This is a genomic window from Lysobacter sp. P5_B9 (genome assembly GCF_054049835.1).
Genome location: NZ_JBFULP010000002.1, coordinates 1 through 26,734 on the forward strand (window position 1 = coordinate 1; position 26,734 = coordinate 26,734).

The following is a 26,734-nucleotide window of genomic DNA, read 5'->3' on the forward strand; positions in this document are numbered from 1 at the left end:
CCCCCGCGTGCGGGGGAGGGTTGGGGTGGGGGTGTGCGGCGTGGAGGTATGCGGAGCGCCCCCATCCCAGCCTTCCCCCGCAAGCGGGGGAAGGGGCAATGGCATTACGGCACGCGGCGCTGCTGCACCAGCGATTCCACCACCGACGGATCCGCGAGCGTGCTGGTGTCGCCAAGCTGTTCCGGAGCGTTCTCGGCGATCTTGCGCAGGATGCGGCGCATGATCTTGCCGCTGCGCGTCTTCGGCAGGCCCGGAGCCCACTGCAGATGATCGGGCGCGGCGATCGGGCCGATCTCGTTGCGCACATGGACGATGAGTTCCTTGCGCAGCTCTTCGCTCTCGCGCTCGCCCGCGATCAAGGTGACGTAGGCGTAGATGCCCTGGCCCTTGATGTCGTGCGGGAAGCCGACGACCGCGGCTTCGGCCACCTTCGGATGCGAGACCAGCGCGCTCTCGACTTCGGCGGTGCCGATGCGGTGGCCGCTGACGTTGATGACGTCGTCGACGCGGCCGGTGATCCAGTAATAGCCGTCGGCATCGCGGCGGCAGCCGTCGCCGGTGAAGTACATGCCGGGATAGGTCTTGAAGTAGGTGTCGATGAAGCGCTGGTGGTCGCCGTAGACCGTGCGCATCTGCCCGGGCCAGGAATCCAGCAGCACCAGGTTGCCTTCGGCCTCGCCTTCGAGCAGCGCGCCGTTGGCGTCGACCAGGGCCGGCTGCACGCCGAAGAACGGCAGGGTCGCCGAACCCGGCTTGAGATCGGTCGCGCCCGGCAGCGGCGAAATCAGGATGCCGCCGGTTTCGGTCTGCCACCAGGTGTCGACCACCGGGCAACGCGAATCACCGACGGTTTCGTAATACCAGCGCCACGCTTCCGGATTGATCGGTTCGCCGACGGTGCCGAGCAGGCGCAGCGATGCGCGCGAGGTTTTATGCACAGGTGCCTCGCCCTCGCGCATCAGCGCGCGGATCGCGGTGGGCGCGGTGTAGAAGATGGTGACGTTGTGGCGGTCGATCACTTCCCAGAAGCGCGAAACCGTCGGGTAGTTCGGCACGCCCTCGAACACCAGCGAGGTGGCGCCGTTGGCGAGCGGCCCGTACACGATGTAGCTGTGGCCGGTGACCCAGCCGACATCGGCGGTGCACCAGTAGATGTCGTCCTCGCGCAGGTCGAACACGCTCTCGTGCGTGTAGGCGGCCCACACGAGATAACCGCCGGTGGTGTGCAGCACGCCCTTGGGTTTGCCGGTGGAACCGGAGGTGTAGAGGATGAACAGCGGGTCTTCCGCGTTCATGCGCTCGGGCTCGCAGGTGGCCGGCTGGTCGTGGACGACGGCGTCGTACCAGCGGTCGCGTGGCATCTGCATGTCGACCGCGGCGTGGGTGTGGCGCACGACCAGCACCGTTTCGACCGAGTTGGTGCCGGGCAGCTTCAATGCGGCGTCGACATTGGCCTTGAGCGGCACTTTCTTGCCGCCGCGCAGGCCCTCGTCGGCGGTGATGATGAGCTTGGAGCGGCAGTCGTGGACGCGATCGGCAACGGAGTGCGGCGCGAAGCCGCCGAACACCACCGAATGCACCGCGCCGATGCGCGCGCAGGCGAGCATCGCCACCGCGGCTTCGGGAATCATCGGCAGATAGATGGTGACGACGTCGCCCTTGGTCACGCCGAGTGCACGCAACGCATTGGCGAGGCGGCACACGCGTGCGTGCAGCTCGCGGTAGCTGACGTGCTGCGCCGGCTGGGTCGGGTCGTCGCGCTCGAAGATCAGCGCGGTCTTGTCGCCGCGCGTGGCGAGGTGGCGGTCGAGGCAGTTGACGCTGGCGTTGAGTTCGCCGTCGGCGTACCAGCGGATGTGGAAGTCATCGAGCTGATAGCTCACGTCCTTGACCTGCGTCGGCGGCCTGAACCAGTCGATCCGTTCCGCCACCCGGCCCCAGAACGCATCCGGCTGCGCCACCGATGCGGTGTACGACTGCTCGTATTGCGCGCGGGTGATGCGGGCCCCGGCGGCGAATTCGGCGCGGACGGGGTAGACGGCTTGCGACATGGGAGTACGGCTCCGGCGTAGGGCATTGGGAAGGGTCCTTCCGATTGTGCCGCATCGGCCGCCGCGATCGGGGGATCGTTGCGGCGGCAATCATTGCGGGGGCATGGCACTCTTGGGTCCGGTCCAGGCCAGGGGAAACCGCCGATGTCCACCGCGTCCGCCGCCGCGCCCGCACGCGGGCTCACGCAAGGCCACAAGAAAGTGATCTTCGCCTCGTCGCTGGGCACCGTGTTCGAGTGGTACGACTTCTACCTGTACGGGTCGCTCGCCTCGATCATCGCCAAGCAGTTCTTCAGTGGCCTCGATGAAACCAGCGCCTTCATCTTCGCCCTGCTCGCCTTCGCCGCCGGCTTCGCGGTGCGGCCATTCGGCGCGTTGGTGTTCGGCCGCCTCGGCGACCTGGTCGGGCGCAAGTACACCTTCCTGATCACCATCGTGATCATGGGCGCGTCGACCTTCCTGGTCGGCCTGCTGCCGAGTTACGCGAGGATAGGTGTGGCCGCGCCGGTGATCCTGATCGCGTTGCGGTTGCTGCAGGGGCTCGCGCTCGGCGGCGAATACGGCGGCGCGGCGACCTACGTCGCCGAGCACGCACCACACGGCAAGCGCGGGTTGTACACCAGCTTCATCCAGACCACGGCCACGCTCGGCCTGTTCCTGTCGTTGCTGGTGATCCTGGGCGTGCGCAGCCATGTCGGCACCGAGGCGTTCGAGGCGACGTACTGGCGCGTGCCGTTCCTGCTGTCGATCGTGCTGCTCGGCGTGTCGGTGTGGATCCGCCTGCAGCTGAGCGAATCGCCGTTGTTCCAGCAGATGAAGGACGAGGGCCGGACCTCGAAGGCACCGATCACCGAGAGCTTCTTCTCCCGCAACGGCAGGATCGTGCTGCTGGCCCTGTTCGGGGCGACCGCGGGGCAGGCGGTGGTGTGGTACTGCGGTCAGTTCTACGCGCTGTACTTCCTGACCCAGTCGTTGAAGGTGGATGCGACCACCGCGAACCTGCTGATCGCCGGCGCACTCGCGCTGGGTACGCCGTTCTTCATCCTGTTCGGCTGGCTGTCGGACAGGATCGGCCGCAAGAAGATCGTCATGGCCGGCTGCCTGCTCGCCGCGCTCACCTACTTCCCGCTGTTCAAGGCGATCACCCACTACGCCAATCCGGCGATCGAGGAAGCGAGCGCGACCCGCCCGGCGGTGGTGCACGCGGATCCCCATACCTGCTCGTTCCAGTTCGATCCGGTCGGCAAGAAGGTCTTCAGCAATTCCTGCGACATCGCCACGGCCGCGCTGGCCAAGGCGGGCGTGCCCTACACGATTGCAGCGGCACCGGCCGGCAGCGTCGCCAGCGTGGCGATCGGCGGCATCAGCGTGTCGGGATATGAAGGTGCGGGCCTGGGCAAGGACGAAGGCAAGGCCCACGGCGATGCGTTCACCGCCGCATTGAAGTCGGCGCTGGGCACCGCCGGCTATCCGGAAAAGGCGGACCCGGCGCGCATCGACAAGCCGATGCTGTTGCTGCTGCTCACCCTCCTCGTCGTGTACGTGACGATGGTGTACGGCCCGATCGCCGCGTGGCTGGTGGAGCTGTTCCCCACCCGCATCCGCTACACCTCGATGTCGCTGCCGTACCACATCGGCAACGGCTGGTTCGGCGGCTTCCTGCCGACCATCGCGTTCGCGCTGGTCGCCGCGAGCGGCAACATGTACCAGGGCCTGTGGTATCCGATCATCGTCGCGCTGGTGACATTCGTGATCGGCTCGCTGTTCCTGCGCGAGACCAGGGACGTGGACATCCGCGAGTAGGCGGATGCCGCGGCGGGCCTTCAGTCGGCGACGTCGAAGCGCACGAAACGCAGGCCCACGCCCGGCTCGGTCACGATCCAGCGCGGCGCCGCCGCGTCGTCGCCGAGCTTCTGCCGGAGTTTCGCCACCAGGATGCGCAGGTAGTGCGTGTCCTGCTGGTGCGTGGGTCCCCACAGTTCGCGCAGCAGTTGCGGCTGGGTGACGACGCGCCCGGCATGGCGCACGAGCAGGGCAAGCAGGGCGTATTCCTTGCGCGACAACGCAACCGTTGCGCCGGCGAGGCGGACTTCGCGCCGCGCCAGGTCGACATGCAGGTGGCCATCGTCATACAGCGGCGGCGCATCGAGCGGTTGCGCGTTGGTGCGCAGCAGCGCGCGCACCCGTGCCATCAACTCAGGCACGCCGAAGGGTTTGGTGACGTAGTCGTTGGCGCCGGCATCCAGCGCGGCGACCTTTTCGGCTTCGTTCGAGCGCACGGTGAGCACGATCACCGGCGCCTGCGACCACTGCCGCAGCGTCTGCAGCACGGCGTGGCCGTCGAGGTCGGGCAGGCCCAGGTCGAGGATGACGAGGTCGGCGCCGTGCGTGGCGAGCGCGTCGAGCCCGGCCTGTCCGCTCTCCGCGAGCGTCACCGCATAGCCTTGCGCGCGCAGGCTGATCTCGAGGAACCGGCGGATCTGCGGCTCGTCGTCGATCACCAGCAGGCGTGCCGGGGTCGATGTCGCGACGTCGGCGGGCAGCGGGCTCATGGCGCGTCCTGGGCCGGTTCCGGTTCGATCGCCGGCAGGGTGATGCGCAACGTGGTGCCGATGCCATCGCGGTTGGGCATCGCCTCCACGTCGCCGCCGTGCGCGCCGATCATGCCGCGGCAGATCGCCAGGCCGAGGCCGGTGCCCTCGCCGCCCCGGTCGCCGCGGCTGACGCTGTAGAACATGTCGAAGATGCGTTGGCGCTCGGCCTCGGGGATCCCGGGGCCGCGGTCGCGCACGTCGATGCGCAGTCGGTTGTCGGGCAGGCGCAGGGCTTCGATCACGATCGCCTCGCCCGGCGGCGAGAAACGCGCGGCGTTTTCGATCACGTTGAACAGGGCCTGTTCCACCAGCGCCGGATGCACCCAGATCAATCCGGCATCGCGCGCGACCTCGACGTGGAAGCGCGCGCCCGCCTGGTAGCGTTGCAGGCGGCCGATGGCCGAGCCGATCAGTTCATCGACGCCGATCCAGTCGCGATGCAGCGTGAGCCCGCCGTGGCCCAGGCGGGTCATGTCGAGCAGGTTCTGGATGTAGCGGTCGAGGCGTTCGCCCTCAGCGTGGATCGTTTCGAGCAGGCTGCGGCGGTCGTCGGCGGTCATCGCCTCGCCGTAACTGTCGAGACTGCCGGCCGCGCCGATGATCGCGGCGAGCGGCGAGCGCAGGTCGTGCGATACCGAGGACAGCAGCGCCGAGCGCAGGCGTTCGGTCTCGTTGGCCATGCGCTCGGCTTCCAGGTCGGCGACCAGGCGCGTGCGCAGCAGGGCCTGCGAGATATCGTCGGCCATCGCGCGCGCGAGTTGTCGCTGTGTTTCGTCGAGGCGCGGCGCGTGCGTGGCACGCTTGAGGCCGATCACTCCCAGTGATGCAACACCCGGTGATGTAACGCCCAGCGAGTCTGCCGGCGCACGCAGGGGCAGGAACCACCAGCCGTGCTCCTCCACCGATTCACGGGGTGCGGTGGCGGCATTCATGGCATCGGCAAGGCGCAGGGCGGCCGCATCGGGGGGCTGCGTGCCCGCGGTGTGCAGGCTGCGCTGGTCCAGCCGCAACCAGACGTCGGCATCCAGGCTGTGGCGGAACACCGCGTGCGCGGCCTCGACCACGGCGCTCTCGCCAGCGGCGACGGCGAGGCGCTGGGCGAGGTCCTGGCGTGCATGCGCGTGGCGGTTTGCGACACGCAGGGCCTGCACCTGCATCGCCAGTTGCGACGCCATGCGCCCCGCGAGCAGCGCCGCCGCCAGGAACAACGCGACCGTGGCCACGCCCTCCCACGCGGTGATGTACAGCGTGTAGCGCGGGGCGATGAAGAAGAAGTTGTAGGCGAGGAAGCACAGCACCGCCGTCAACAGCGCGGGGCCGGTATGCGTGCGCGACGCGACCACGAGCACGGCCAGCATGAACACCAGGGACACATCGCGCAGGCCCAGCCAGCGCTCCGTAGCGACCGCCACGAGGACGGCGGCCACCGCGCCGGCGACCGCCAGTGCATAGCCGCCGGCGGGCTGGGAGGGCTCGGGCGATGCGGCGGGCGCGGTCATCGGCATGTGCGCATTGTGCGCGCTATTGATGAAACGCCATCCACCTGCTGCAGGGACGGGCGCCGCAGGCGCGAAGAATTTACGCGGAATTTACGCGCCCGGCGACGCCGGCAGCTTCTGCCTTTATGCCTTGCGGGAAAAAACTGACGCCATGCAATCGCCACGCCCGGTGGCGTCTGGAATACACGTGAACACCGCCATCACCCACTCCGTCTTCGAGCATGGCAGCGAGCGCCAGGCGAGCTTCCGCGCGATGATGCTGGGCGCCATCGGTGTCGTCTTCGGCGACATCGGCACCAGCCCGCTGTACACGATCAAGGAAGCGTTCTCTCCGCACTACGGCCTGTCGCCCGACTCCGCCACCGTGCTCGGCATCCTCTCGCTGGTGTTCTGGTCGCTGGTGATCGTGATCACGGTGAAGTACGTCGCGGTGATCATGCGTGCCGACAACGAGGGTGAAGGCGGGATCATGGCGCTGACCGCGCTGGCCCAGCGCACGCTGTCGCCGAAAGCGGCGTACGTGATCGGCATCCTCGGCGTGTTCGGCGCCGCTCTGTTCTTCGGCGACGGCGTGCTGACGCCCGCGATCTCGGTGCTCTCGGCGGTGGAGGGCCTGCAGGTGGCGGCGCCGGCGCTGCAGAGCTGGGTGCTGCCGATCACGATCGGCGTGCTGCTGGTGCTGTTCGCCACCCAGCGCTTCGGCAGCGACTTCGTCGGCAAGGCCTTCGGGCCGGTGATCGTGGTGTGGTTCCTCGCACTCGCGGCGATCGGCGTGCACAACATCAGCGCGAATACCACGGTGCTGCACGCGTTGAACCCGTGGTGGGGCCTGCGCTTCTTCCTCGCCCACGGCTGGCACGGCCTGTTCATCCTCGGCGCGGTGGTGCTCGCGGTCACCGGCGGCGAAGCCCTGTATGCGGACATGGGCCACTTCGGCCGCCGGCCGATCCAGTACGCGTGGAACTTCATCGTGCTGCCCGCGTTGACGATCAACTATCTCGGACAGGGCGCCCTGCTGCTGGCCGATCCCCACGCGGTGGAGAATCCGTTCTATCTCGGCGTGCCGGCGTGGGCGCTGTATCCGATGGTGGCGCTGGCCACGGCCGCGACCGTGATCGCCTCGCAGGCGGTGATCAGCGGCGCGTATTCGGCGACGCGCCAGGCCATCCAGTTGGGCTACCTGCCGCGCATGGCGATCCGCCACACCTCGCAAGCCACGATCGGGCAGATCTACGTCCCGTCGATCAACTGGCTGCTGATGCTGGCGGTGATCGCCACGGTGGTCGGCTTCGGCAGTTCGACCGCGCTGGCCACGGCGTACGGCGTCTCGGTGACGGGCACCATGCTGATCACCAGCATCATGCTGATCGTGGCGATGCGCGCGCGCTCGGCGCTGCCGGCGTGGCTGTTCTGGCCGCTGGCCACGCTGTTCGTGCTGGTCGACGTGGCATTCCTGTCGGCGAACCTGGTGAAGTTCTTCGATGGTGCGTGGTTCCCGATCGCGTTGGGCGTGCTGGTGTTCATCGTGCTGCGCACCTGGGGCCGTGGCCGCAAGCTGCTGCAGGCGGAAATCCTCAAGGATGGCATCCGCCTCGACACCTTCCTGCCGGGACTGATGCTGGCGCCGCCGACGCGCGTGCCGGGGACTGCGGTGTTCCTCACCGCGCAACGGAACATCGTGCCCAGGGCGCTGCTGCACAACCTCAAGCACAACAAGATCCTGCATGAACGCAACGTGCTGCTGACGGTGGAAACGCGCGCCGTGCCGCACGTGCCGGCGGGCGAGCGCCTCAGCATCGACGCCATCGGCGACGACTTCTATCGGGCCACCGTCCGCTTCGGCTTCATGGAGACACCGGACGTGCCGCTGGCGCTGATGCGTTCCGGCGACTGCGGCGCGGTGTGCTTCGACCCGATGGATACGACCTATTTCGCCAGCCGCGAAAGCATCGTCGCGCGCCCGCGCCGCGGCATGCCGATCTGGCGCGACTGGCTGTTCGCCTTCCTCCACCGCAATGCCGCGCCGGCCACGGATTTCTTCCGCATCCCGACCACGCGGCTGGTCGAGCTGGGCGCGCCGGTGGAAATCTGAACGGCGGCGCGGTTTCGTGCCTTCCTGCACATGCAATGGCGCGCCATCCGGGCACCATCGCGGCTTCTCCAGTGACTCCCAGACGGCCATGCACCTGAACCGCAACCTGTTGTTCCTCGCGCTCGCCTGCAGCCTCGCCGCGTGCAAACCCGCCTCCAACGAAACCGCGACCGCCCCGACCACGCCTGCGGCCACTGCCGCCGTGGCACCGTCGATGGGCGTCGACCTCGCCGGCATCGACAAGAACGTGAAGCCGGGCGACGACTTCGACGCCTACGCCAACGGCGCGTGGCGCAACGCGGCGCAGATTCCCGACGACCGCTCCAGCATCGGCACCGGCTACGAGGTGCAGAAGAAGGCCGAGCAGCGCAATGCCGACCTGATCAAGGGGCTGGCCGCGACCAACCCGGCCGCCGGCACCGACGCGCGCCGCATCGCCGATTACTACGCCGCATACATGGACGAAGCCGGCATCGAGGCGCGCGGGCTGGAACCGCTGAAGCCGGAACTGGCGAAGATCGACGCGATCGCGTCCAAGACCGACCTCGCGCGCGTGCTCGGCAGCGGCTTGCGCGCCGACGTCGATCCGCTCAACGCGACCAACTACCACACCGAGAACCTGTTCGGCCTGTTCGTCGCCCAGGGCCTGCAGGATCCCGAGCACAACGTCGCCACGCTCATGCAGGGCGGCCTGGCGATGCCGGACCGCGAGTACTACCTGTCGAATGACAAGGAGATGGTGGCGACGCGGCAGAAATACCTCGAGTACGTGACCGCGCTGCTCAAGCTCGCCGCCGTCGAGGATGCCGACGCCAAGGCCAAGGCGGTCGTCGCGCTCGAGACCAGGATCGCCAAGGCGCACGCCTCCATCGTCGACACGCAGGACGTGCACAAGGCCAACAATCCGTGGGAGATGTCCGCGTTCGCGAAGAAGGCGCCGGGCCTAGACTGGACCGCGTATTTCACCGCCGCGGGCCTGTCCTCGCAGAAGACGATCGTGGCGTGGCAGCCGGCCGCGATCACGCACCTGTCCGCGCTGGTCGGCAGCGAGCCGCTGCAGGCTTGGAAGGATTACCTCACCTTCCATGCGCTCAACCACAGTGTCGGCCTGCTGCCCAAGGCCTACGGCGACCTGGGCTTCGGCTTCTACGGCACCACGCTGCAGGGCACGCCGAAGCAGAAGGAGCGCTGGAAGCGCGCGCTGGATTCGACCAACAACGCCCTGGGTGACGCGGTCGGCAAGCTCTACGCCGAGAAGTATTTCCCGGCCTCGTCGAAGGCGCAGGTCGAGGGCATGGTGAAGAACATCCTCGCCGCCTTCGGCGAACGCGTGGACACGCTGGAATGGATGACGCCGGAAACCAAGGCCAAGGCCAAGGCCAAGGCGGAGACCATGCGCGTGGGCGTGGGCTATCCGGAGACGTGGCGCGATTACGCGGCGCTGGAGATCCGTGCCGACGATCCGCTCGGCAACCGCCTGCGCGCCGAAGCGCAGGAGTACAAGCACCAGGTCGCCAAGCTCGGCGCACCGGTCGACCGCGGCGAGTGGTGGATGACGCCGCAGACGGTAAACGCGGTGAACCTGCCGCTGCAGAACGCGATGAACTTCCCCGCCGCCATTCTGGAAGCGCCTTACTTCGATCCCAATGCCGATGCCGCCGCCAACTACGGTTCGATCGGCGCGGTGATCGGCCACGAGATCAGCCATGGCTTCGACGACACCGGCGCGGAATTCGACGCGCAGGGTCGCCTCGCCAACTGGTGGACGCCGGAGGATGCCAAGCACTTCAAGGCGGCCACGGCGAAGCTGGCGGCGCAGTACGACGCCTACGAGGCCCTGCCGGGCCTGCACATCAACGGCGAGCAGACGCTGGGCGAAAACATCGCCGATGTCTCCGGCCTGACCATCGCCCACGAGGCCTACAAGAAATCGCTCGGCGGCAAGGAAGCGCCGGTGATCGACGGCCTCACCGGCGACCAGCGCTTCTTCCTCGCCTTTGCGCAGTCGTGGCGTTCGAAGATGCGCGACGCCGCGCTGCGCCAGCGCGTGCTCACCGACGGCCACTCGCCGGGCCGCTGGCGCGCGCAGACCGTGCGCAACATCGATGCGTGGTACGACGCCTACGGCGCGAAGCCGGGCGAGCAGTTGTACCTGGCGCCGGCGGACCGGGTGAAGATCTGGTAAGTCGCCGCGTCATTGCAGCAAGGGAAACGGCCGCATTGCGGCCGTTTCTCTTTTCAGGGAACGCGTCGCGCTAGCACCAGCGGTTCACGATTCGCCAGGACAGGTGCTGCGCCCACCACGCGTAGGCGTCGGGGGCGGGATGGAAACCGTCGGAAGCGATGAAGCGACCTTCCGGCACGTAGCCGGGATCGACGAACTCGCAGCGCGGATTGCGTTGCACGCGGTCGAGCGAGAGTTGGTTGAGGTGCGCGCTGCGCTTGCCCAGGTACCAGCCCAGCGGATGCGGCAGCGCCGGGAAGTACTGCATCGGGGGGATGCAGGCCAACAACAGGTGCCGCACTTCGAATTCCATCGTCAGCAGCTCCACCAGCTGGCTCTGCAGTTGCAGCCAGCGGCGCGCGCTGGTGCCGCCGGTGACGTCGTTGACGCCGACCGAGAGCACGGCGACATCAAAGGCCTGGCGCGGCGCGGCGTCGAGCTGTTGCACCAGGTCGGCGATGGCGACGCCGGTGCGCGCCATCAGCTGCCAGGACACACAGAAGTGGTGGGCGAGCCCCGAGACGAGCCGGCCGGAAAGCGCGGCGGCCTGGGTCGCGGCGCCCACGCCGGCGGCGGCGGAGTCGCCGGCGATCAGCAGGCGCAGCGGCCGGCCCGCGCCGGCCGAGCCCTGGCGTGGGCCCGGCGGCTCGGACAGCCGCGGGGTCACCCGACGTGTGTATGCAGCCTGCGCCAGCAGCACAGGGGCCAGTCCGATCGCAGCAAGTCGGTAGGCCATGGCGAGGCTCCTCGTGCACAGCGGACCCCCGCGAGCGGCATCCAGCAGGGAGTTCGCGGGCTTACTCGGACAAACGGGAATCGTGTCCGTGGGCGGCATTACGCCTGGGTGGGCGCGACGGCCGGGTCAATCCAGCCGGGCCAGCATGGCCAGGCCGTGCGCGGCGCAGTACACCGCTGCGACCTTTGCCCGGCGAACGCGATCAGGGAGTGGCGCCGGGCTGGATCGCGATGACTTTCACCTCCGGGGCGGTGCAGGCCGGATCCCGGCGCACCCCGTTCAACCAGACCTCACCGCTGCCGAGCATCACGCCCTTGGCGCTCGTGCCGATCCCGGGCACGCGGCGCAGGGCGCGGCTGGACGAGAATGCGGGCGCCGCGCGCATCGAACTCGGCACCGCCGAACTGCAGCGCATCGATGCCGTGCTCGCGACGCATGCAGTGGCAGGGACGCGCTATCCGGCGGCACACATGTCGGCGGTCAACGTGTGATCGAAGGAGCGAATCGCCGAACCTGTCAACGCGGAGCCCGTTTCACGGCGGGCTTCCGCATCGGAAGAAAATTTCAGCTGGACGACCGCGACACGCAGGGATCATTCGAGCAGGTCGAGCATCGTTATTCCGCGCGCACGGCAATACGTCTCGTACTCCGCCATCCGCGAGGCCGTGTCGGCGATGCCGCACACGCGGCCATCGGGGCCGATGGCCTCGACTGCTCCCATCACTACTACCAGCGTGACCAGCGGTTCATCCCCGATCACCTGCCAGCTGTCGACGTTGCCGGGCGGCTCGTACACGTAGCCGCCGGGGCCGATCACTTCGCCGGTCGCCAGGCGGCGACTGCCGGCAAGGTTGAACGCGTGCGTTTCCCCGGTGTGCCGGTGCGGTGGCATCGCCACGCCGGGCTCCATGCGCAGCAGCTCGACGAAGCCGCGGTCGCCGCGCAGGAAGCGCAGCGGGCGCGATGACTTGCCGGGCACGGGCGAGGGAATCCATGGGATGGATTCGCTGTCGGTGTTGCGCACGGGTTGCGGGGCGTGTTCGGGCCATTCCCCGGACCGGGTTTCGAACGGATTCCCATGGCCCAGCAGCGGCAGCAGGCCGGCGAGAAGACGCGTGGTTTCCTTTGCGATATCGGTCAGGGTCGCTTGCATGGCTCGTCTCCCGCGGCGCGTCACGCCGCGACCGCCTGCAGGTAGCGCGCGAACGAGGCGTCCATCGCGGCGCGCGCGCCACCGATGATGTTGCGGCCCCAGGTGTAGCCGAACACGTCGTCGAAGTCGTAGCCGGCGAGCAGCGCCTGCATGTGGCGCACGTCGGACGGCTTCATCGGCATGTAGTTGGGATAGCTGTACATGAAGGCGACATGGCGGCGATCGGATGCGACCTGCAGCGCATCACCCGGCAGCAACGTCGCGCCGCGCGGTCCGCGCTTCCAGTGCAGGGCGGTGCTGCCCTCGAAGTGGCCGCCGACGCGCAGCAGGGTGACGTCGCTCGACAGCCTGAGTTCGTCGCCGCGCCAGAAGCGGATGTGCTTCGACGGCCGCTGCACCCAGGCCTGGTCGGCTTCATGCAGCAGGATGGGGATTCCGCCGAGCGCTTCGCTCCATTCCACCATCGACGTGTAGAAGTGCGGATGCGAGATCACCATCCGCTCGACGCCGCCGCGCGCACGCAACGCGGCCACGGCTTCGGCCGAGACCAGGCTGACGCATTCCCACAGCACGTTGCCGGCATCGGTCGGCAGCAGGAGCGCGCGTTGCGGGATGGCGAAGTCGCCCGGCAGGCCGATGCCGAGCAGGCCGTCGTCGTCCTCGAGGCGCAGGCGGTACTTGTCGGCGAGCGCGGCGTGGGTGGTCCAGCGCTGCCCGTTCCAACCGACGTACTGGCGTTCGTCCTCGCACACCACGCAGCGTGCCGGTGGCGCGGTGGGTCGCGAGGGTAATTCCGCGTACTGGGTGCCGCAGGTTTCGCAGAGGTAGCAGGTCATGGCGGGTCTCCGTGCGAGTCACGAAAGGCGGGGCTTGGTGCCGCGATGGGCTTACCGTAGGCTTGGACTGGCTCTTGAAGCAGGCCAGTAACGATGAGTGCGCAGGAACCAGTCTTCGAGTTCCCCATCCACTTCGACGAGGGTGGCGACGGCCAGCACCAGCGCACCCGCCGCCTGCACGAACAGCTGCGCGCCGCGATCCTCGACGGACGCCTTGCCCCCGGCTCGTCCCTGCCCTCGACACGGCAGGTGGCGGCTGGCCTGGGCATCGCCCGCAACACGGTGATCGCCGCCTACGACCTGCTCATCGCCGAGGGCTATGTGCTGCCGCGCCCGGGAGCGAAGGCCGTGGTCGCCGACGTCGCCATGCGCATGCACACACGCGCGCAATCGCGGGCCGACGCCGGCGCCGACGCGCGGCTCAATCCGCAGTGGCGCCAGCCCGCGGGACTGGCGTCGCCGTCGCGTTCGCTGCCACCGCGCAACTTCCGCCTCGGCGTGCCCGACCATCGCCATTTCCCTCACGCGATCTGGCGCCGGCTGATGGCGCAATCGCTGCGCGCATGGTCGAAGACCGCGTTCGGCTATCCGCCATCGGAGGGTATTCCGGTGTTGCGGGAGGCGATCGCCAAGCACGTTGCGTTCGCGCGCGCAGTCGCGTGCACGGCGGAAGACATCGTCGTCACCTCCGGCGCGCAGCAGGCCTTCGACCTGCTCGCACGCCTGCTGGTAACGCCGGGGGAAACCGTGGTGGCGGTGGAGGAGCCCGGCTATCCGCCGGTCCGCGCCGCGTTCGCCGCCGCGGGCGCGAAGTTGCTGTCGGTGGCCGTGGACGATGAAGGCCTATGCGTCGAGCGCCTGCCGCCGGGCGTGCGTGTCATCAGCGTGACGCCGTCGCACCAGTCGCCGACTGGCGTGGCCTTGTCGCTGCGCCGCCGCGCCGCGCTGCTCGACTACGCGCGCGCGCACGATGCGGTGATCATCGAGGACGACTACGACGGCGAGTTCCGCTACGGCGGCCGTCCGCTCGATGCGCTGCAGATGCTGGACCGCGAGGCCCGCGTGTTCTACGTCGGCACGTTTTCCAAGAGCCTGTTCCCGTCGCTACGCAAGGGTTTCGTGGTGGTGCCGGCGTGGGCGCGCGAGGCATTCATCGTGGTGAAGCACATCGCCGATTCGCACTGCGACACCATCACCCAATCAGTGCTCGCCGCCTTCATCCGCGATGGCCACCTGGCGCGGCACGTGCGGCGGATGCGGCCGGTGTATGCGGCCCGACGCGAGGCCTTGCTGGCAGGCCTGCGCACCGAACTGGCGCCGTGGCTGGAACCGATTCCGTCGGAAGCCGGCCTGCACCTGGCGGCGCGCATCCGCGATCCGAAGCAGGCCAGTCGCATCATCGCCAAGACGCGGCAGCACGTGCCCGGCGCGCAGTCGATCGCCGAATACGCCGCGGCAACGCCGGAGCAGCCGGCGCTGGTGTTCGGTTACGGAGTGATCGACGAGGACGCCATCGCGCCGGCGCTGCGGCAGCTGCGCGAGGCGCTGGAAGCGGGCTAGCCTTCATCGACGGAGTCAGAAGCGCCCCTCATCCGCCCTGCCCTCAACGGCCTGCCGGCCGTTTCGACCTTCTCCCGCATGCGGGAGAAGGGAGGGCGATTAGTCGGTCTTGGCGCGCAGGCGTTCCAGCACGCCGTCGAGCGAGTCCAGGTCGCTGTAATGGATCACCAGGCGGCCCTTGCCGCCGCGGCCGTGCAGCACGTTGACCTGGGTGCTGAGCGATTCGGACAGTTCGCGTTCGAGCGCGGCGATGTCGGCCTGCGGCTTGGGCTTGACCGGCTTGGCCTTGGCGTTGCCCGCGCCCATCACCTTGCCGGCGGCGAGCAACTGCGCGCGGTGTTCGACTTCGCGCACCGACCAGCCGTTGTCCGCGGCCTGGCGGGCGAGCGCGATCGCGGCCTGCGGTGCCAACGTGAGCAGGGCGCGGGCGTGGCCCATTTCCAGCGACTTGGTTTCCAGCAGCACGCGGATCTCGACCGGCAGTTCCAGCAGGCGCAGCAGGTTCGATACCGCCGCGCGCGAACGGCCGACCGCGTCGGCGGCCTGCGCATGGGTGAGGTCGAATTCGTCGATCAGGCGCTGCAGTGCGATCGCTTCTTCCAGCGGGTTGAGGTCTTCGCGCTGGATGTTCTCGATCAGCGCCATCGCGACCACGGTGCGGTCGTCGACTTCGCGGATCACTACCGGGATTTCGGTGAGGCCGGCCAGTTGCGAGGCGCGCCAGCGGCGCTCGCCGGCGATGATCTCGTAGCTCTTGCCGCCGAGGTCGCGCACCACGATGGGCTGGATCACGCCCTGCGCCTTGATCGATTCGGCCAGCTCGCCGAGCTTGCCCTGGTCCATCGTGCGGCGCGGCTGGTACTTGCCGGGCGTGAGCGAGTCGACCGGCAGCGTGCGCAGCATGTCACCGGGCTGGGCTTCCAGCGGCGGCACTTCGGCCGCGGCCTTGGGGCCGAGCAAGGCTTCCAGCCCGCGGCCGAGGCCGCGCTTCTTGGCCGTGCTCATGCCGCCGTCTCCGGCACGGCTGCCTTCGCGGCCTGGTCGCGCTCGCGCTGGCGGCGCAGCACTTCACCGGCGAGGCCCAGGTAGGCGATGCCGCCGCGGCTGGCCCGGTCGTAGCCGACGATGCTCTGGCCGTGGCTGGGCGCTTCGGCCAGGCGCACGTTGCGCGGCACGATGGTGCGGAACACGCGGTCGCCGAAGTGCTTGGTCAATTCCGCGGAGACTGCATTGGCGAGGTTGTTGCGCACGTCGAACATGGTGCGCAGCACGCCTTCGATTTCCAGTTGCGGGTTGAGCCGCGCCTTGAGCGCGTCGATGGTGTCGAGCAGGGCGCTGATGCCTTCCAGCGCGTAGTACTCGCACTGCATCGGCACGACGATCGAATCGGCGGCGGTCAGCGCATTGAGCGTGAGCAGCGACAGCGCCGGCGGACAGTCGATCAGGATGTAGTCGTAATGCACGCGCATCGGCGCGAGCGCGGTCTTGAGGCGCTGCTCGCGGTCGGGCTCGCCCATCAGGCTGATTTCGGCCGCGGTGAGCTCGATGTTGGCCGGCAGCAGGTCGAAGTCCTCGGCGGTGCGCTTGAGGATCTTGGAGGCATCGGCCTCACCCAGCAGCACGTCGCAGATCGTCTCCTCGATCTCGCGCTTGTCGATGCCGCTGCCCATGGTCGCGTTGCCCTGCGGGTCGAGGTCGACCAGCAGGACGCGCTTGGGCGTCTTGGCCAGGGCAGCGGCCAGGTTCACGGCGGTAGTGGTCTTGCCGACTCCGCCTTTCTGGTTGGCGACAGCGATGATGCGGGCCATGCGGCTCGTTGCCTCGGAAATACGGTGGTTGGCCGCAAGGACGGCCGGACCGGGATTATGCGTTATCACAGGCGCGGAACGCGCCGCGATAACTGCCGCCGGTGCAACCGCCCCGCTGGTCGGTAAAACGACGGCGGCGCCGGCGCGTATTCAGGCGCCGGGCGCGCGTCAATGTTTCGAATTGTGAGAGGCCGGTCACAAATCAGTCGGCGCTGGTGCGGCGGACGACGATCAGATGGCGTTCGGCATCGACGCCGGGCACGCGCAACGGGTGCGACGCCGCCAGTCCCCAACCGGCGGGCAGCGCCGCGATCTCGTCGGCGGGGTACACGCCCTTCATCGCCAGCAGGGTGCCTTCCGGCTTCAGCAGGTGGCCGCCGAGTTCCAGGATCAGCGGCAAGGTCGCCAGCGCGCGCGCGGTGATCGCATCGAAGGCGCCGGGTTCATCCACGGCTTCGATCCGCGCTTCGGCCACGCGCACGTCTTTCAGGCCGAGCTGGCGCACGGCCTCGCGCAGGAAGCGCGCCTTCTTGCCGTTGCTCTCGACCAGGGTCACGTGCAGGCCCGGCTTGACGATCGCCAGCGGGATGCCGGGCAGGCCGGGGCCGGTGCCAAGGTCGGCGAGGTGGCCGCCACGGCGGGCGAGGTCGTCGACGAAGGGATGCATCGCCAACGAATCGAGCAGGTGCTTGCCGACCATCTCCTGCGGATCGCGTACGGCGGTGAGGTTGTAGGTCTGGTTCCAGCGCGCGAGCAGGGCGAGGTAGGCCAGCAGCGGTTCGGCCAGCGTCGGCGCGAGGTCGAGCTCGCGCAGGCCGGCCTCGAGGGTGGGGCGCAGGGTGGCGGGCAGGTTCATCGCGAAAGTATGACGGCGCGGCGCCGGCTCAGCGCCAGGCGAGGGCGGCGACGTAATCCGGCGCGGGGGTGAATTCGTGCAATGTCCAGTCGCGTGGGGCGCCGAGGCCGGCGTCGCATTCGACCAGCACCAGCGCGGCGCCGGCTTCGGCGAAGCGCAGTTTTTCCAGGCCGAACGACAGGCCATGCCCATGCGCCTTCAGTACCGCCTCCTTCGCGCACCACAGGCGCAGGAAGGCGAGGTCGCGCACCGCACCGGCGGCGAACGACGCCAGCCAGTCGTGCTCGGGCGCGGTGAAGAAGCGCTGCGCCAGGTCGAGCGCGCGCGGTCGCGGGCGCACGCGTTCGCAGTCCACGCCCAGCTGCACGCCTTCGCCCAGCGCGATCAGCAGGCCGTCGCCGCTGTGGCTCCAGCTGCAGTCGAAGCCCTCCTGCGGCGGTCCCAGGCGCGGGCGGCCGCGCGGTTCGCGGCCGAGGTTGAGCGCGTCCGGGCCCACGCCCAGCGCCGCGGCCAGCCAGGCCTTGGCCACCGGGTCCGTGGGCGTTCCGTGCGCGTGCGCATGCCAGCTCCAGCGCAGGGGGACCTGGGCCTGGATCTCGGTGGTGACGGCCGATGAAGGCATTTCGACGGGCATTGACGCGGGTGCCGGTACCATAGCGCAGGGGAAAACGACCCAGGACGGGTTACGCGCTCCAGGGGGCGCGGTTCGAATACGCATTGTCCGGGAAACGCATGTCGGCAGTTGTACAGAGCATCACGGGGTTGTTGCATCGCCATGACGCCACCGCCCTGACCAGGGGGGGGGCGGCGCGCCTGTTCGCGTTCGATGCGGTGGGAGCGATCGACCTGGGTCGTTTCGCAGGCGAGGTGCGCGCGGTCGCCGACCTGCTGCCCGACGCCCGCTTCGCCATGAACCTGTGCGAGGACCGCTACCGCTTCATGGTCGCGTTGTGCGCCGCGGCGCTGCGTGGACAGACCACCCTGTTGCCGCCGTCGCGCGCAGCGGCGGTAGTGGAGGATGTGCTGTCCCAGCATCGCGACAGCTATGTGCTCGGCGACGCCCTGATGCAGGGCGCGGACGCCGCGATGGCGGCGAACCACCGGCATTGGCAGCTGCCGCCTACGCTGCCACGGCGCGACGGCGAAGTGCTGGTGATTCCAGAGGACCTGCCGCTGGTGATCGGCTACACCTCGGGCAGCACGGGACGGCCGAAGCCGAACCCCAAGAGCTGGGCGTCGTTCCGCGCCAGCACCGCGCAGAACCTGGCGGCACTCGACGACCTGCTCGACCACGCCGCCGTCACTCCGCTGGTTGCCACGGTTCCGCCACAGCACATGTACGGCATGGAGATGTCGGTGCTGCTGCCGCTGCTCGGACCCGTCGCGGTGCATGGCGCACGTCCGTTCTTTCCCGGCGACATCGCACGCGCGCTGCGCGACGCGCCCTCCGCGCCGCTGCTGGTCACCACGCCGGTGCACCTGCGCGCGCTGGTGGAATCCGACGCATCGCTGCCGCCGCTGCGCGGCATCGTCTCGGCCACCGCGCCGCTGTCGCGTGAGCTCGCGCTCGCGGCGGAGCAACGCTTCGCTTGCGAGGTGCGCGAAGTGTTCGGTTCAACCGAGACCTGCGTGATCGCGCGCCGCCGCACCGCGCACGAGTCGGCCTGGACGCTGTTGCCCGGCGTGCAGCTCACGCCACAGCCCGATGGCACCGCAGTGCAGGGCGTCCACCTGTCCCACGCGGTGGTGTTGGCCGACCTGGTGGAAGTGCACGACGACGGGCGCTTCGAACTGCGCGGACGCAATGCCGACCTGATCGAGATCGCCGGCAAGCGTGCTTCGCTCGGCGATCTCACCCGGCGCCTGCTGGCCGTGCCGGGCGTGCGCGATGGCGTGGTGTTCCAGCTCGATCCCTGCCCCCGAACGGGGGTGGCGCGCATCGCCGCCCTGGCGGTCGCGCCCGGATTGCGTGAAGCGCAGGTGTTGGCCGCGTTGCGCGAACACGCCGACCCGGTGTTCCTGCCGCGTCCGTTGCGGCTGGTGGATGCGTTGCCGCGCAACGAAACCGGCAAGCTTCCGCGCGCTGCGCTTGCGGTCCTGCTGCGGCACGAGGATTGATTGGCGTCGGGTGTTTGCGCTGGGCTTTTTACATTTTTTTCATCACGCGACCCCCTGCAAAGCCGGTTCACACCGCTGACGCTGCCATCACGCTGCGGCGCACAGACTCGCTTTGCCCACGATACAAAGGCACCGGTTTTCTAGTCGGATTCCCTCTTCGGATCCCCCACACTCGCAGCTGGAAGGAGAACGCACATGATGGGTTTCATTATTTGGCTGATCGTCGGCGGCGTCATCGGCTGGCTTGCGAGCCTGGTCATGAAGACGGACGCCCAGCAGGGCCTGTTCCTCAACATCGTGGTCGGTATCGTCGGCGCCTTCCTCGGCGGCTGGATCGGCAGCATGCTCGGCATCGGTGGCGCAGACATCAACAACGGCGCCTTCAACCTGACCAGCCTGTTGCTGGCGCTGGTGGGCGCGATCGTGTTGCTGGCCATCATCAATCTGTTCCGGCGCGGTCGCGTGCGTTGATCGCACGCTCGCGCGGTATGCAAAGGCCCGGTATCCCCGGGCCTTTGTTTTTTGTCTTGTCTTGGCATTCCGGTATTGGGTTTGCCGGCGCGCTCCGGCGTCGCGTCAGGCCAGTTCGACCCACACCGGCGTGTGGTCGCTGGGGCGCTCGCGCTCGCGGGGCGCGGTGTCGATGCCGGCGGCGACGCAACGCGCACGCAAGGCCTCGCTGACCAGCACGAGGTCGATGCGCAGGCCCCAGCCGCGCTGGAATGCCGCCAGGCGATAGTCCCACCAGCTGAAGTGGCCGCCGTCCTCGTTATGCAGGCGGAAGCTGTCGTGCAGGCCGAGGTCGAGCAGGGTGCGCAGCGCCTCGCGTTCCGGCGTGGAGCACAGGATCTTTTCGCGCCAGCGCTTGGGATCGTGCACGTCGCGGTCGTCGGGTGCGATGTTGAAGTCGCCGAGCACGACCAGGTTCGGATGCTGGCGCATTTCCTCGCGCAGCCATTCGCGCACCGCGGCGAGCCAGCGCAGCTTGTAGTCGAACTTCTCGCTGCCCACGGCCTCGCCGTTGACCACATACAGGTCGACGATGCGGATGGCCTGCGCCGGATCCGTGGATCCGGGAGCGCCGATCGTGGCGGCGAGCACGCGCTTCTGCGGATCGTCGAAACCGGGGATCGCGGTGACGCATTCGCTGGTGAAAGGCAGGCGGCTGACCAGGGCCACGCCGTTGTAGGTTTTCTGCCCGCAGAACACGCTGCGATAGCCCAGTTCGGCCAGCGCGGCGTCGGGGAACTTGCTGTCCTCGAGCTTGGTTTCCTGCAGGGCGACCACGTCCGGCGCGAAGTCCTGCAGCCATTGCTGCAGGTGCGGCAGGCGCACGTTTAGCGAATTGACGTTCCAGCTGGCGATTTTCATGGCCGGCAGTGTAACGCGGCGGTTTTCGCTTCCGGCGGGCGCCGTACAATTGGCGCATAACATCATCATGCCCATGAACACCTTGCCCATGAACGTCCGCCCCTACCTCGATAAGATGCCGGTTCTCGGCGAGCGCAGCTACGTCGACCCGGCCGCCACCGTGATCGGCGATGTGATCCTCGGCGAGGATGTCTCGATCTGGCCCGGCACCATCGTCCGCGGCGACGTCAACTTCATCCGCGTTGGCGCGCGCACCAACATCCAGGATGGCACCGTGGTGCATGTCAGCCACGACGGGCCGCACGCCAAGCTCGGCGGCTTCGCCACCGTGATCGGCGAGGACGTGACCATCGGCCACAAGGCGATCGTCCACGCCTGCCGCATCGAGGATGCGGTGTTGATCGGCATGGGCGCGATCCTGCTCGATGGCGCGGTGGTGAAGAAGCACGGTTTCGTCGGGGCCGGTGCGCTCATCGCGCCCGGCAAGGTGGTCGGCGAGGGCGAGCTGTGGCTCGGCAACCCGGCGAAAAAGGTACGCATGCTCAGCGACGAGGAAATCCAGGCGCTGTATTACTCCGCCCAGCACTACGTACGCCTGAAGAACCAGTACCTCGCCGGCGCTGCCTGACCACGCGTCGCGCGCACGGGTTCCTCTCGGCCAGTCTCTGCGGCTAAAGTCCGTCCAGGGGAACACACTCCAAGGGGAAACATGGATCCGTACAACACCGCGGGTGCGCACGTGCCTGGCCAGCCGCCCGCGATTCCGCCGGCCAATCCCTATGCGGCGCCGGCCGCGCGTATCGCCGAGGCGTACGGCGACGTTGATTTCGTCACGTCGTCGCGCGGTGCGCGTCTCGGTGCGGTCATGCTCGACGGACTGATCGTGGCCGTGCCCGCCATGCTCGTGGCGATGATCGTTCCGGCCCTGGGTAGCGGGCCCAACGGGCGGGGCTCGGCCGCCATGGCCGTGTTGTTCGCCCTGCTAGGCATAGGCTTCATTGCCTTCATGGCCGTCCAGTTGGTGCTGCTGCATCGCCATGGGCAGACCATGGGCAAGAAGCTGGTCGGCATCCGCATCGTGCGCTCGGACGGGAGCCGCGCCGGCCTGGGCCGGATCTTCCTGCTGCGTTCGCTGGTGCCGGGCCTGATCGGCGCGATCCCGCTGCTCGGGCCGATCTTCGGCTTGATCGATCCGTTGTTCATCTTTGGCTCGGACAAGCGCTGCCTGCACGACCTGATCGCGGACACGATCGTCGTCGACGCCTGATGTTCCACGCCTGATCCTCGACGACCGATCCCGACGCCTGATCCTCGACGCCTTGATGCTCGACACCTACCGCGAAGTAGTCACGCCCGAAGGCGTGGCTCTGCACCTGCCTGCGGCCGGGCCGGTGCCGCGTGCGCTGGCGTGGGCGATCGACCTGGCCATCCGCATCGGGGTGCTGATGGTCGCGAGCATGGTGCTGGCGATGCTGGGCACCGCGGGCTTCGGGCCGTATGCGGTGCTGATGTTCGTCGTGTTCTGGTTTTACCCCGTGCTGTTTGAAGTCCTGGATCGCGGCCGCACGCCGGGCAAGCGCGCATTGGGCCTGCGTGTGATCGCGGCCAACGGCGCGCCGGTGGGCTGGCTCGCCGCCTTCACCCGCAACCTGCTGCGCACGGTGGACATGCTGCCGTTCGGTTACGCGACCGGGCTGGTCGCCAGCCTCACCGATCCCTGGGGCCGGCGCCTGGGCGACATGGTCGCGGGCACGCTGGTGGTGCACGACGCGCGCCCGCACGAACCGCAGGCGGCGCCGGTGGGCGCAGCGCTCGCGCCCGCCGTACCGTTGCGACCGCACGAACAGGCGGCGCTGGTCGCCTTCGCCGAACGCGGGCCGCAACTCACGCAGGAACGCCAGGTCGAGCTCGCCGATATCGCCGAGCCGCTGGTGCAGGCCCGCGGCCCGCTCGCGGTGGCACGCCTGTACGGCATCGCGAACTGGCTGCTCGGACGGCGGGGTTGAGATGAGGCAGGAGATATTCGTCCGTCGCCACCAGGCCGAATGGGTCGCGCTCGAGCAATGGCTGGATGCGCGTGGCGACAGCGCGCGCAAGGCACGTGCGCACCGGCGCGATTGGCACGGCCTCGCCGACCACGAAATGCCCGCGCGGTACCGCCGCCTGTGCCAGCAGCTTGCGCTGGCGCGCCGCCGTGGCTACAGCGCGGTGGTGACCGAGCGCCTGCAGCAGCTGATGCAGCGCGGCCACAGCGTGCTGTACCGCATACCGGCGCCGCGCTGGCGGCGTGCGGTGGAGTTCGTGCTGGCCGGGTTTCCGCGCCTGGTGCGCGCGGAGAAGGGCGTGATGCTGGCGGCGATGCTGTTGTTCGTGCTGCCGCTGGTGGCGATGTACACCGCGATCCAGATCCAGCCCGATCTCTCGAGCGCGCTGTACGACCCGGTACAACTCGCCGGTTTCGAGGACATGTACGACCCGAACGACCCGCAGCGCGCGCTCGGTCGCGACAACGGCACCGACGTGGCGATGTTCGGCTTCTACATCTGGAACAACATCAGCATCGGCTTCAAGGTATTCGCCAGCGGAATGCTGGTCGGGCTCGGTCCGATCCTGGCGCTGGCGAACGAAGGCATCCGTGCCGGCGCCGTAGCCGGCCACCTGCAGGCGGTCGGCCATGGCGATCCGTTCTGGCGCTTCGTCTGCGGCCATGCGGCGTTCGAGCTGACCGCGATAGTCATAGCCGGCGGCGCGGGACTGCGCCTGGGCCTCAACCTGATCGCGCCGGGACAACGGCGACGCATCGATGCCCTGGTCGAAGGCGGACGCCGCGGCGCGCTGCTGAGCGTGGGCGTGCTGGTGATGCTGCTCGTCGCCGCCTTCATCGAGGCGTTCTGGTCCTCGATCGGATGGATGCCGGCCACGGTGAAGTACTCGGTGGCGGCGGTGCTGTGGAGCGCCGTGTTCGTGTGGCTGCTGGCCGGCGGCCGCAACCGTCGCCATGCGGAGTCGTCGCCATGACGCCGCGGCATCGCCTGACAATGGAAGCGCGGCGCGCATGAGGATCGAGGATCTGACCGTCGCCCTGCGGCCACGCACTGCGTGGGAAGCCGTCGAACTCGGCACCGCGATCGTGCGTCGCCATGCCGGCGCCGTGTGGAAGCCGTGGCTGCTGGTGTCGCTGCCGATGCTGCTGCTGGTCAATGCGTTGTGCTGGCAGCTCGGCGTGGTCTGGATGGCCGGCCTGGTGATGTGGTGGCTGAAGCCGCTGTTCGACCGCATCCCGCTGTACGTGCTGTCGCGCGCGGTATTTGGCCACGTGCCAACGCCGCGAGAAACCGTGCGTGCGCAGTGGAGTTTCGGCCGGCGCTGGCTGCCGGCCTATCTCCTGTGGCGCCGGCTGGGGCCGGTGCGCGCGGTGTACCTGCCAGTGGACCTGCTCGAAGGCGGCGTCGGCGAGGAAGCGCGGGCGCGGCGCCGGGCATTGGGCTCGCCGGTGTACGGCGTGGCCTCGCTGGTGCTGCTGGTGTTCGCGCATTTCGAGGTCGCGCTGCTGCTGGGCGCGGTGGCCACGGTGATGCTGTTCGCGCCCAACGACCTGGTGCAGGAAACCGCGGCGCGGATGTGGAACGTGTTCGAGTCGCAGCAGGACTGGGTGCAGTTCACCAGCAACGTACTGCTATGGGCAGCGACGAGCGCGCTGGAGCCGTTCTACGTCGGCGCCGGCTTCGGCCTCTACCTCAACCGGCGCACCGAGATCGAGGCCTGGGACATCGAGATGGTGCTGCGGCGCCTGCGCGCACGTCTGGGCCATGCGGTCGCGCCGCTGCTGTTGCTGTGCGCGCTGGGGTTGGGCGCGCTGCCCGCGCACGCGCAGCAGGAAGAGCCCTTCGTCCAGGAGACGCCCGCGCCGTCGGCCACGGACGTCGCGGCGCGGCAGACGCCACGCGCCGAATCGACCCTGCGCGAAGTCTTTGGCCCGCAGGTCGTCGACGACGACGGCTGGCGCCAGGCGGTCAAACGCACGTACGAAGACCCGGCCGTCAGCCCCCGGCGCACCGTGACGCAGTGGGTGCCGAAGAATCCCGACAGCCCGCGCCCACCGGCCGACTTTGGCCGCCTCGGCGAATGGCTGGCGTCCATCGGCGAGTACGGTCTGTGGATCGTGGTCGGTGCCCTGGTGTTGGCGCTGTTGCTCACCGCGCCGAAGTGGCTGGGCTGGATCCGCGATCCGGAGCGCCGGCGCGGGCGTGACCAGGACGAAGTGCAACGCGAACCCGTGGCCGAGGAATCGCCGCTGCCCGAGGACGTGCCTGCCACCGCGCGCCGTCTGTGGCAGGCGGGCCGTGAGCGCGACGCACTGGCACTGGTGTATCGCGCCAGCGTCGAGGCGATGACCCGGCGCGCGCAGGTCGTGCTCGTGCCCGGCGCGACCGAGGCGCACACGCTGCGCGCGTCGCGCCAGTTGCCGGCCGCGGCCGACCGCGAAGCATTCGCGCGGGTCGTGCGTGTGTGGCAGACCGCCGCCTATGCGCATGGCCTGCCCGCCGGCGAGGAATTCGAGGAACTGCTGACGCAGTTGGCGCAGCGGTTCTGGGCGGGAGTGGCGGCATGAACGCGCCGTCCTCCCTGCGTCCCGGCTCGATGCGCATCGCGCTGCTGACCCTGCTGGGCATCGTCGTCCTCGGCGGACTCGCGGCGTGGTGGCTGCATACGCACGAGCGTGTCGAGCGCCGTATCCAGATGCCGCGTACCGGCGAGGCGCGGCGTAATCCGCTGTACGCGCTGCAGCTGGCGCTGCAGAAGGACGGCGTGGCCGTGCAGTCGCGCCGACGCCTGCAACTGTTGCCCGGCGCCGGCAACGACGAAGCCAGCGTGCCGCTGGCCGCACGCGACACCGTCGTGATCTACAACGATCCGCGCACGCTGACGGCGCCGGAAGCCGCCGGACTGCTGCACTGGGTGGACGCCGGCGGCCACCTGATCGTGCGCACGCCTCCGCTGGGGCTGCTGGCGACGAACACGCCGGTGCCGTTGTTTGCCGACCTGCAGCTGATGCCGATGGGCCGCGACAACAGCGAGTGCGCGGAGATGAAGGGAAACCGCGAGCCCGCCGTGGACGAAGCCGCGACGGTGCAGACGGACGCGGCGGCGGAGCGTGCGGAGGGCATGCTGTTCTGCGGGGCGCGCCGGTTCACCCTCGCCGGCGCCAATCCGGTGCACAGCTGGGGCGACCTGAAGGCGGGCTACGTGTTCGCGCGCATCCGACGCGGCAACGGCAGCGTCGATGTGCTGGCCGACCTCGATTTCCTCGACAGCGACGAGCTCGAAGATCCGGCCAGCTTCCTGCTGGCGCGCCAGCTGCTGCAACCCAACCTTCGCGCCGGTACCGTGCACCTGGTCTATGCCGCGCAGATGCCGTCGCTGTGGGTGACGATCATCCGCCATAGCTGGATGGCGTGGGGGCCGCTGCTGCTCGCGTTGCTGTTGTGGCTGTGGCGGCGCATGCAGCGCTTCGGACCGGGGTTGCCGGCGCCATCGACCGAACGGCGTTCGCTGCTCGAGCACATCGTCGCCAGCGGCGAACTCGAATACCGCTACGGTTACGCGCACCTGCTCTACGACGCGGCGCGCAACGCCTTCCTCGCGCGCCTGCGTCGCCGTGATCCGCAGGCCGCGGCGCTGCAGGGCGACCCGCAACTGATGCTGCTCGCTGAACGCTTCAACGACGTGCCGGCGGCGGAGATTCGCGACGCCCTGCTGCCGCCGTTCGCCAATGACCACACCGCCTTCCGCACCCGCATCGCCACCCTGATCCGACTGAGAAACCGACTATGAG

The 26,734-nt window shown here is 68.8% G+C and carries 23 protein-coding genes and 1 pseudogene; 13 read left to right on the forward strand and 11 right to left on the reverse strand.

The genetic code is table 11. The annotated features are described in order from the left end of the window. Nucleotides 1-104 precede the first annotated feature (104 nt). On the reverse strand, nt 105-2,051 hold the full coding sequence (gene acs, locus ACXJJ9_RS05175) for an acetate--CoA ligase (RefSeq protein ID WP_457096170.1): 1,947 nt from the start codon (nt 2,049-2,051) through the stop codon (nt 105-107). Nucleotides 2,052-2,195: 144 nt separating this feature from the next. Here acs and ACXJJ9_RS05180 point away from each other — a divergent pair, with 144 nt between their 5' ends. Then, a complete protein-coding gene (locus tag ACXJJ9_RS05180; RefSeq protein WP_457096171.1) occupies nt 2,196-3,854 on the forward strand; it encodes an MFS transporter in 1,659 nt (552 codons plus the stop codon). 20 nt (nt 3,855-3,874) lie between these two features. Here the strand turns inward: ACXJJ9_RS05180 and ACXJJ9_RS05185 are convergent, their stop codons facing one another. Both ACXJJ9_RS05185 and ACXJJ9_RS05190 read right to left on the reverse strand, forming a co-directional pair. Next, on the reverse strand, nt 3,875-4,603 hold the full coding sequence (locus ACXJJ9_RS05185) for a response regulator (RefSeq protein ID WP_457096172.1): 729 nt from the start codon (nt 4,601-4,603) through the stop codon (nt 3,875-3,877). Further along, a pseudogene (locus tag ACXJJ9_RS05190) lies at nt 4,600-6,087 on the reverse strand (sensor histidine kinase); the annotation flags it as partial. The gene ACXJJ9_RS05185 and the pseudogene ACXJJ9_RS05190, both read right to left, overlap by 4 nt. 256 nt (nt 6,088-6,343) lie before the next feature. Between ACXJJ9_RS05190 and ACXJJ9_RS05195 the strand changes: the two are divergent. Beyond that, a complete protein-coding gene (locus ACXJJ9_RS05195) occupies nt 6,344-8,236 on the forward strand; it encodes a potassium transporter Kup (protein WP_457096580.1) in 1,893 nt (630 codons plus the stop codon). An 88-nt stretch (nt 8,237-8,324) separates the two neighbouring features. Further along, nucleotides 8,325-10,421 carry a M13 family metallopeptidase gene (locus ACXJJ9_RS05200; protein WP_457096173.1) on the forward strand — a complete coding sequence of 699 codons (2,097 nt, stop codon included), beginning with the start codon at nt 8,325-8,327 and terminating at the stop codon, nt 10,419-10,421. A 70-nt stretch (nt 10,422-10,491) separates the two neighbouring features. Here ACXJJ9_RS05200 and ACXJJ9_RS05205 read toward each other — a convergent pair whose 3' ends face one another. Continuing rightward, on the reverse strand, nt 10,492-11,196 hold the full coding sequence (locus tag ACXJJ9_RS05205; RefSeq protein ID WP_457096174.1) for an SGNH/GDSL hydrolase family protein: 705 nt from the start codon (nt 11,194-11,196) through the stop codon (nt 10,492-10,494). A 230-nt stretch (nt 11,197-11,426) separates the two neighbouring features. Here ACXJJ9_RS05205 and ACXJJ9_RS05210 point away from each other — a divergent pair, with 230 nt between their 5' ends. Then, a complete protein-coding gene (locus ACXJJ9_RS05210) occupies nt 11,427-11,687 on the forward strand; it encodes a hypothetical protein (RefSeq protein WP_457096175.1) in 261 nt (86 codons plus the stop codon). Between the two features lie 101 nt (nt 11,688-11,788). Here ACXJJ9_RS05210 and ACXJJ9_RS05215 read toward each other — a convergent pair whose 3' ends face one another. Then, a complete protein-coding gene (locus ACXJJ9_RS05215) occupies nt 11,789-12,349 on the reverse strand; it encodes a cupin domain-containing protein (protein ID WP_457096176.1) in 561 nt (186 codons plus the stop codon). A gap of 20 nt (nt 12,350-12,369) precedes the next feature. Next, nucleotides 12,370-13,185 (reverse strand): MBL fold metallo-hydrolase, encoded by an 816-nt coding sequence (locus ACXJJ9_RS05220; RefSeq protein ID WP_457096177.1) that lies wholly within the window; start codon nt 13,183-13,185, stop codon nt 12,370-12,372. 93 nt (nt 13,186-13,278) lie between these two features. Here ACXJJ9_RS05220 and pdxR point away from each other — a divergent pair, with 93 nt between their 5' ends. Further along, nucleotides 13,279-14,745: a MocR-like pyridoxine biosynthesis transcription factor PdxR gene (pdxR, locus tag ACXJJ9_RS05225; protein ID WP_457096178.1), complete on the forward strand. Its 1,467-nt coding sequence runs from the start codon at nt 13,279-13,281 to the stop codon at nt 14,743-14,745. A 99-nt stretch (nt 14,746-14,844) separates the two neighbouring features. On the opposite strand, the gene ACXJJ9_RS05230 is transcribed toward pdxR, so the two are convergent. The 4 genes from ACXJJ9_RS05230 to ACXJJ9_RS05245 form a co-directional block, all read right to left on the reverse strand. Then, complete coding sequence (locus ACXJJ9_RS05230; protein ID WP_457096179.1) at nt 14,845-15,750, reverse strand: ParB/RepB/Spo0J family partition protein; 906 nt, start codon at nt 15,748-15,750, stop codon at nt 14,845-14,847. Continuing rightward, the gene (locus ACXJJ9_RS05235) at nt 15,747-16,553 is read right to left on the reverse strand and encodes a ParA family protein (protein WP_457096180.1); all 807 of its coding nucleotides are present in this window, start codon (nt 16,551-16,553) and stop codon (nt 15,747-15,749) included. The genes ACXJJ9_RS05230 and ACXJJ9_RS05235 overlap by 4 nt, the downstream gene beginning before the upstream one ends. Before the next feature lie 202 nt (nt 16,554-16,755). Then, nucleotides 16,756-17,409 (reverse strand): 16S rRNA (guanine(527)-N(7))-methyltransferase RsmG, encoded by a 654-nt coding sequence (gene rsmG, locus ACXJJ9_RS05240; protein ID WP_457096181.1) that lies wholly within the window; start codon nt 17,407-17,409, stop codon nt 16,756-16,758. A 28-nt stretch (nt 17,410-17,437) separates the two neighbouring features. Beyond that, complete coding sequence (locus ACXJJ9_RS05245; RefSeq protein WP_457096182.1) at nt 17,438-18,031, reverse strand: 4'-phosphopantetheinyl transferase family protein; 594 nt, start codon at nt 18,029-18,031, stop codon at nt 17,438-17,440. A 110-nt stretch (nt 18,032-18,141) separates the two neighbouring features. On the opposite strand from ACXJJ9_RS05245, the gene ACXJJ9_RS05250 reads away from it, so the two are divergent. Together ACXJJ9_RS05250 and ACXJJ9_RS05255 are read left to right on the forward strand one after the other, a co-directional pair. Beyond that, the gene (locus tag ACXJJ9_RS05250; RefSeq protein ID WP_457096183.1) at nt 18,142-19,527 is read left to right on the forward strand and encodes an AMP-binding protein; all 1,386 of its coding nucleotides are present in this window, start codon (nt 18,142-18,144) and stop codon (nt 19,525-19,527) included. 198 nt (nt 19,528-19,725) lie between these two features. Continuing rightward, nucleotides 19,726-19,998 (forward strand): GlsB/YeaQ/YmgE family stress response membrane protein, encoded by a 273-nt coding sequence (locus ACXJJ9_RS05255; RefSeq protein WP_457096184.1) that lies wholly within the window; start codon nt 19,726-19,728, stop codon nt 19,996-19,998. Nucleotides 19,999-20,103: 105 nt separating this feature from the next. Here the strand turns inward: ACXJJ9_RS05255 and xth are convergent, their stop codons facing one another. Further along, nucleotides 20,104-20,898, reverse strand: coding sequence for an exodeoxyribonuclease III (xth, locus tag ACXJJ9_RS05260; RefSeq protein WP_457096185.1), 795 nt, complete (start codon nt 20,896-20,898; stop codon nt 20,104-20,106). A 73-nt stretch (nt 20,899-20,971) separates the two neighbouring features. On the opposite strand from xth, the gene ACXJJ9_RS05265 reads away from it, so the two are divergent. The 6 genes from ACXJJ9_RS05265 (at nt 20,972) to ACXJJ9_RS05290 (ending at nt 26,733) form a co-directional block, all read left to right on the forward strand. Continuing rightward, entirely contained in the window at nt 20,972-21,526 is a 555-nt protein-coding gene (locus ACXJJ9_RS05265; RefSeq protein WP_457096186.1) for a gamma carbonic anhydrase family protein, read from the forward strand. Between the two features lie 81 nt (nt 21,527-21,607). Beyond that, nucleotides 21,608-22,165: an RDD family protein gene (locus ACXJJ9_RS05270; protein WP_457096187.1), complete on the forward strand. Its 558-nt coding sequence runs from the start codon at nt 21,608-21,610 to the stop codon at nt 22,163-22,165. A 55-nt stretch (nt 22,166-22,220) separates the two neighbouring features. Continuing rightward, a complete protein-coding gene (locus tag ACXJJ9_RS05275; RefSeq protein WP_457096188.1) occupies nt 22,221-22,904 on the forward strand; it encodes an RDD family protein in 684 nt (227 codons plus the stop codon). A gap of 1 nt (nt 22,905) precedes the next feature. Beyond that, nucleotides 22,906-23,916: a stage II sporulation protein M gene (locus tag ACXJJ9_RS05280; RefSeq protein ID WP_457096189.1), complete on the forward strand. Its 1,011-nt coding sequence runs from the start codon at nt 22,906-22,908 to the stop codon at nt 23,914-23,916. A 37-nt stretch (nt 23,917-23,953) separates the two neighbouring features. After that, the gene (locus tag ACXJJ9_RS05285; RefSeq protein ID WP_457096190.1) at nt 23,954-25,510 is read left to right on the forward strand and encodes a DUF4129 domain-containing protein; all 1,557 of its coding nucleotides are present in this window, start codon (nt 23,954-23,956) and stop codon (nt 25,508-25,510) included. Next, entirely contained in the window at nt 25,507-26,733 is a 1,227-nt protein-coding gene (locus ACXJJ9_RS05290; protein WP_457096191.1) for a DUF4350 domain-containing protein, read from the forward strand. Before ACXJJ9_RS05285 ends, ACXJJ9_RS05290 begins: the two co-directional genes overlap by 4 nt. The last annotated feature ends 1 nt before the right edge of the window (nt 26,734 follow it).

Coding starts and splice junctions, on each gene's coding strand:
- ACXJJ9_RS05210 (WP_457096175.1), top strand. CDS start 11,427: ATGACTTTCACCTCCGGGGCGGTGCAGGCCGGATCCCGGCGCACCCCG.
- ACXJJ9_RS05265 (WP_457096186.1), top strand. CDS start 20,972: ATGAACACCTTGCCCATGAACGTCCGCCCCTACCTCGATAAGATGCCG.
- rsmG (WP_457096181.1), bottom strand. CDS start 17,409: ATGAACCTGCCCGCCACCCTGCGCCCCACCCTCGAGGCCGGCCTGCGC.
- ACXJJ9_RS05280 (WP_457096189.1), top strand. CDS start 22,906: ATGAGGCAGGAGATATTCGTCCGTCGCCACCAGGCCGAATGGGTCGCG.
- ACXJJ9_RS05215 (WP_457096176.1), bottom strand. CDS start 12,349: ATGCAAGCGACCCTGACCGATATCGCAAAGGAAACCACGCGTCTTCTC.
- ACXJJ9_RS05285 (WP_457096190.1), top strand. CDS start 23,954: ATGAGGATCGAGGATCTGACCGTCGCCCTGCGGCCACGCACTGCGTGG.
- xth (WP_457096185.1), bottom strand. CDS start 20,898: ATGAAAATCGCCAGCTGGAACGTCAATTCGCTAAACGTGCGCCTGCCG.
- ACXJJ9_RS05205 (WP_457096174.1), bottom strand. CDS start 11,196: ATGGCCTACCGACTTGCTGCGATCGGACTGGCCCCTGTGCTGCTGGCG.
- ACXJJ9_RS05250 (WP_457096183.1), top strand. CDS start 18,142: ATGTCGGCAGTTGTACAGAGCATCACGGGGTTGTTGCATCGCCATGAC.
- ACXJJ9_RS05255 (WP_457096184.1), top strand. CDS start 19,726: ATGGGTTTCATTATTTGGCTGATCGTCGGCGGCGTCATCGGCTGGCTT.
- ACXJJ9_RS05220 (WP_457096177.1), bottom strand. CDS start 13,185: ATGACCTGCTACCTCTGCGAAACCTGCGGCACCCAGTACGCGGAATTA.
- ACXJJ9_RS05180 (WP_457096171.1), top strand. CDS start 2,196: ATGTCCACCGCGTCCGCCGCCGCGCCCGCACGCGGGCTCACGCAAGGC.
- ACXJJ9_RS05230 (WP_457096179.1), bottom strand. CDS start 15,750: ATGAGCACGGCCAAGAAGCGCGGCCTCGGCCGCGGGCTGGAAGCCTTG.
- ACXJJ9_RS05185 (WP_457096172.1), bottom strand. CDS start 4,603: ATGAGCCCGCTGCCCGCCGACGTCGCGACATCGACCCCGGCACGCCTG.
- ACXJJ9_RS05235 (WP_457096180.1), bottom strand. CDS start 16,553: ATGGCCCGCATCATCGCTGTCGCCAACCAGAAAGGCGGAGTCGGCAAG.
- pdxR (WP_457096178.1), top strand. CDS start 13,279: ATGAGTGCGCAGGAACCAGTCTTCGAGTTCCCCATCCACTTCGACGAG.
- ACXJJ9_RS05290 (WP_457096191.1), top strand. CDS start 25,507: ATGAACGCGCCGTCCTCCCTGCGTCCCGGCTCGATGCGCATCGCGCTG.
- acs (WP_457096170.1), bottom strand. CDS start 2,051: ATGTCGCAAGCCGTCTACCCCGTCCGCGCCGAATTCGCCGCCGGGGCC.
- ACXJJ9_RS05245 (WP_457096182.1), bottom strand. CDS start 18,031: ATGCCTTCATCGGCCGTCACCACCGAGATCCAGGCCCAGGTCCCCCTG.
- ACXJJ9_RS05200 (WP_457096173.1), top strand. CDS start 8,325: ATGCACCTGAACCGCAACCTGTTGTTCCTCGCGCTCGCCTGCAGCCTC.
- ACXJJ9_RS05275 (WP_457096188.1), top strand. CDS start 22,221: ATGCTCGACACCTACCGCGAAGTAGTCACGCCCGAAGGCGTGGCTCTG.
- ACXJJ9_RS05270 (WP_457096187.1), top strand. CDS start 21,608: ATGGATCCGTACAACACCGCGGGTGCGCACGTGCCTGGCCAGCCGCCC.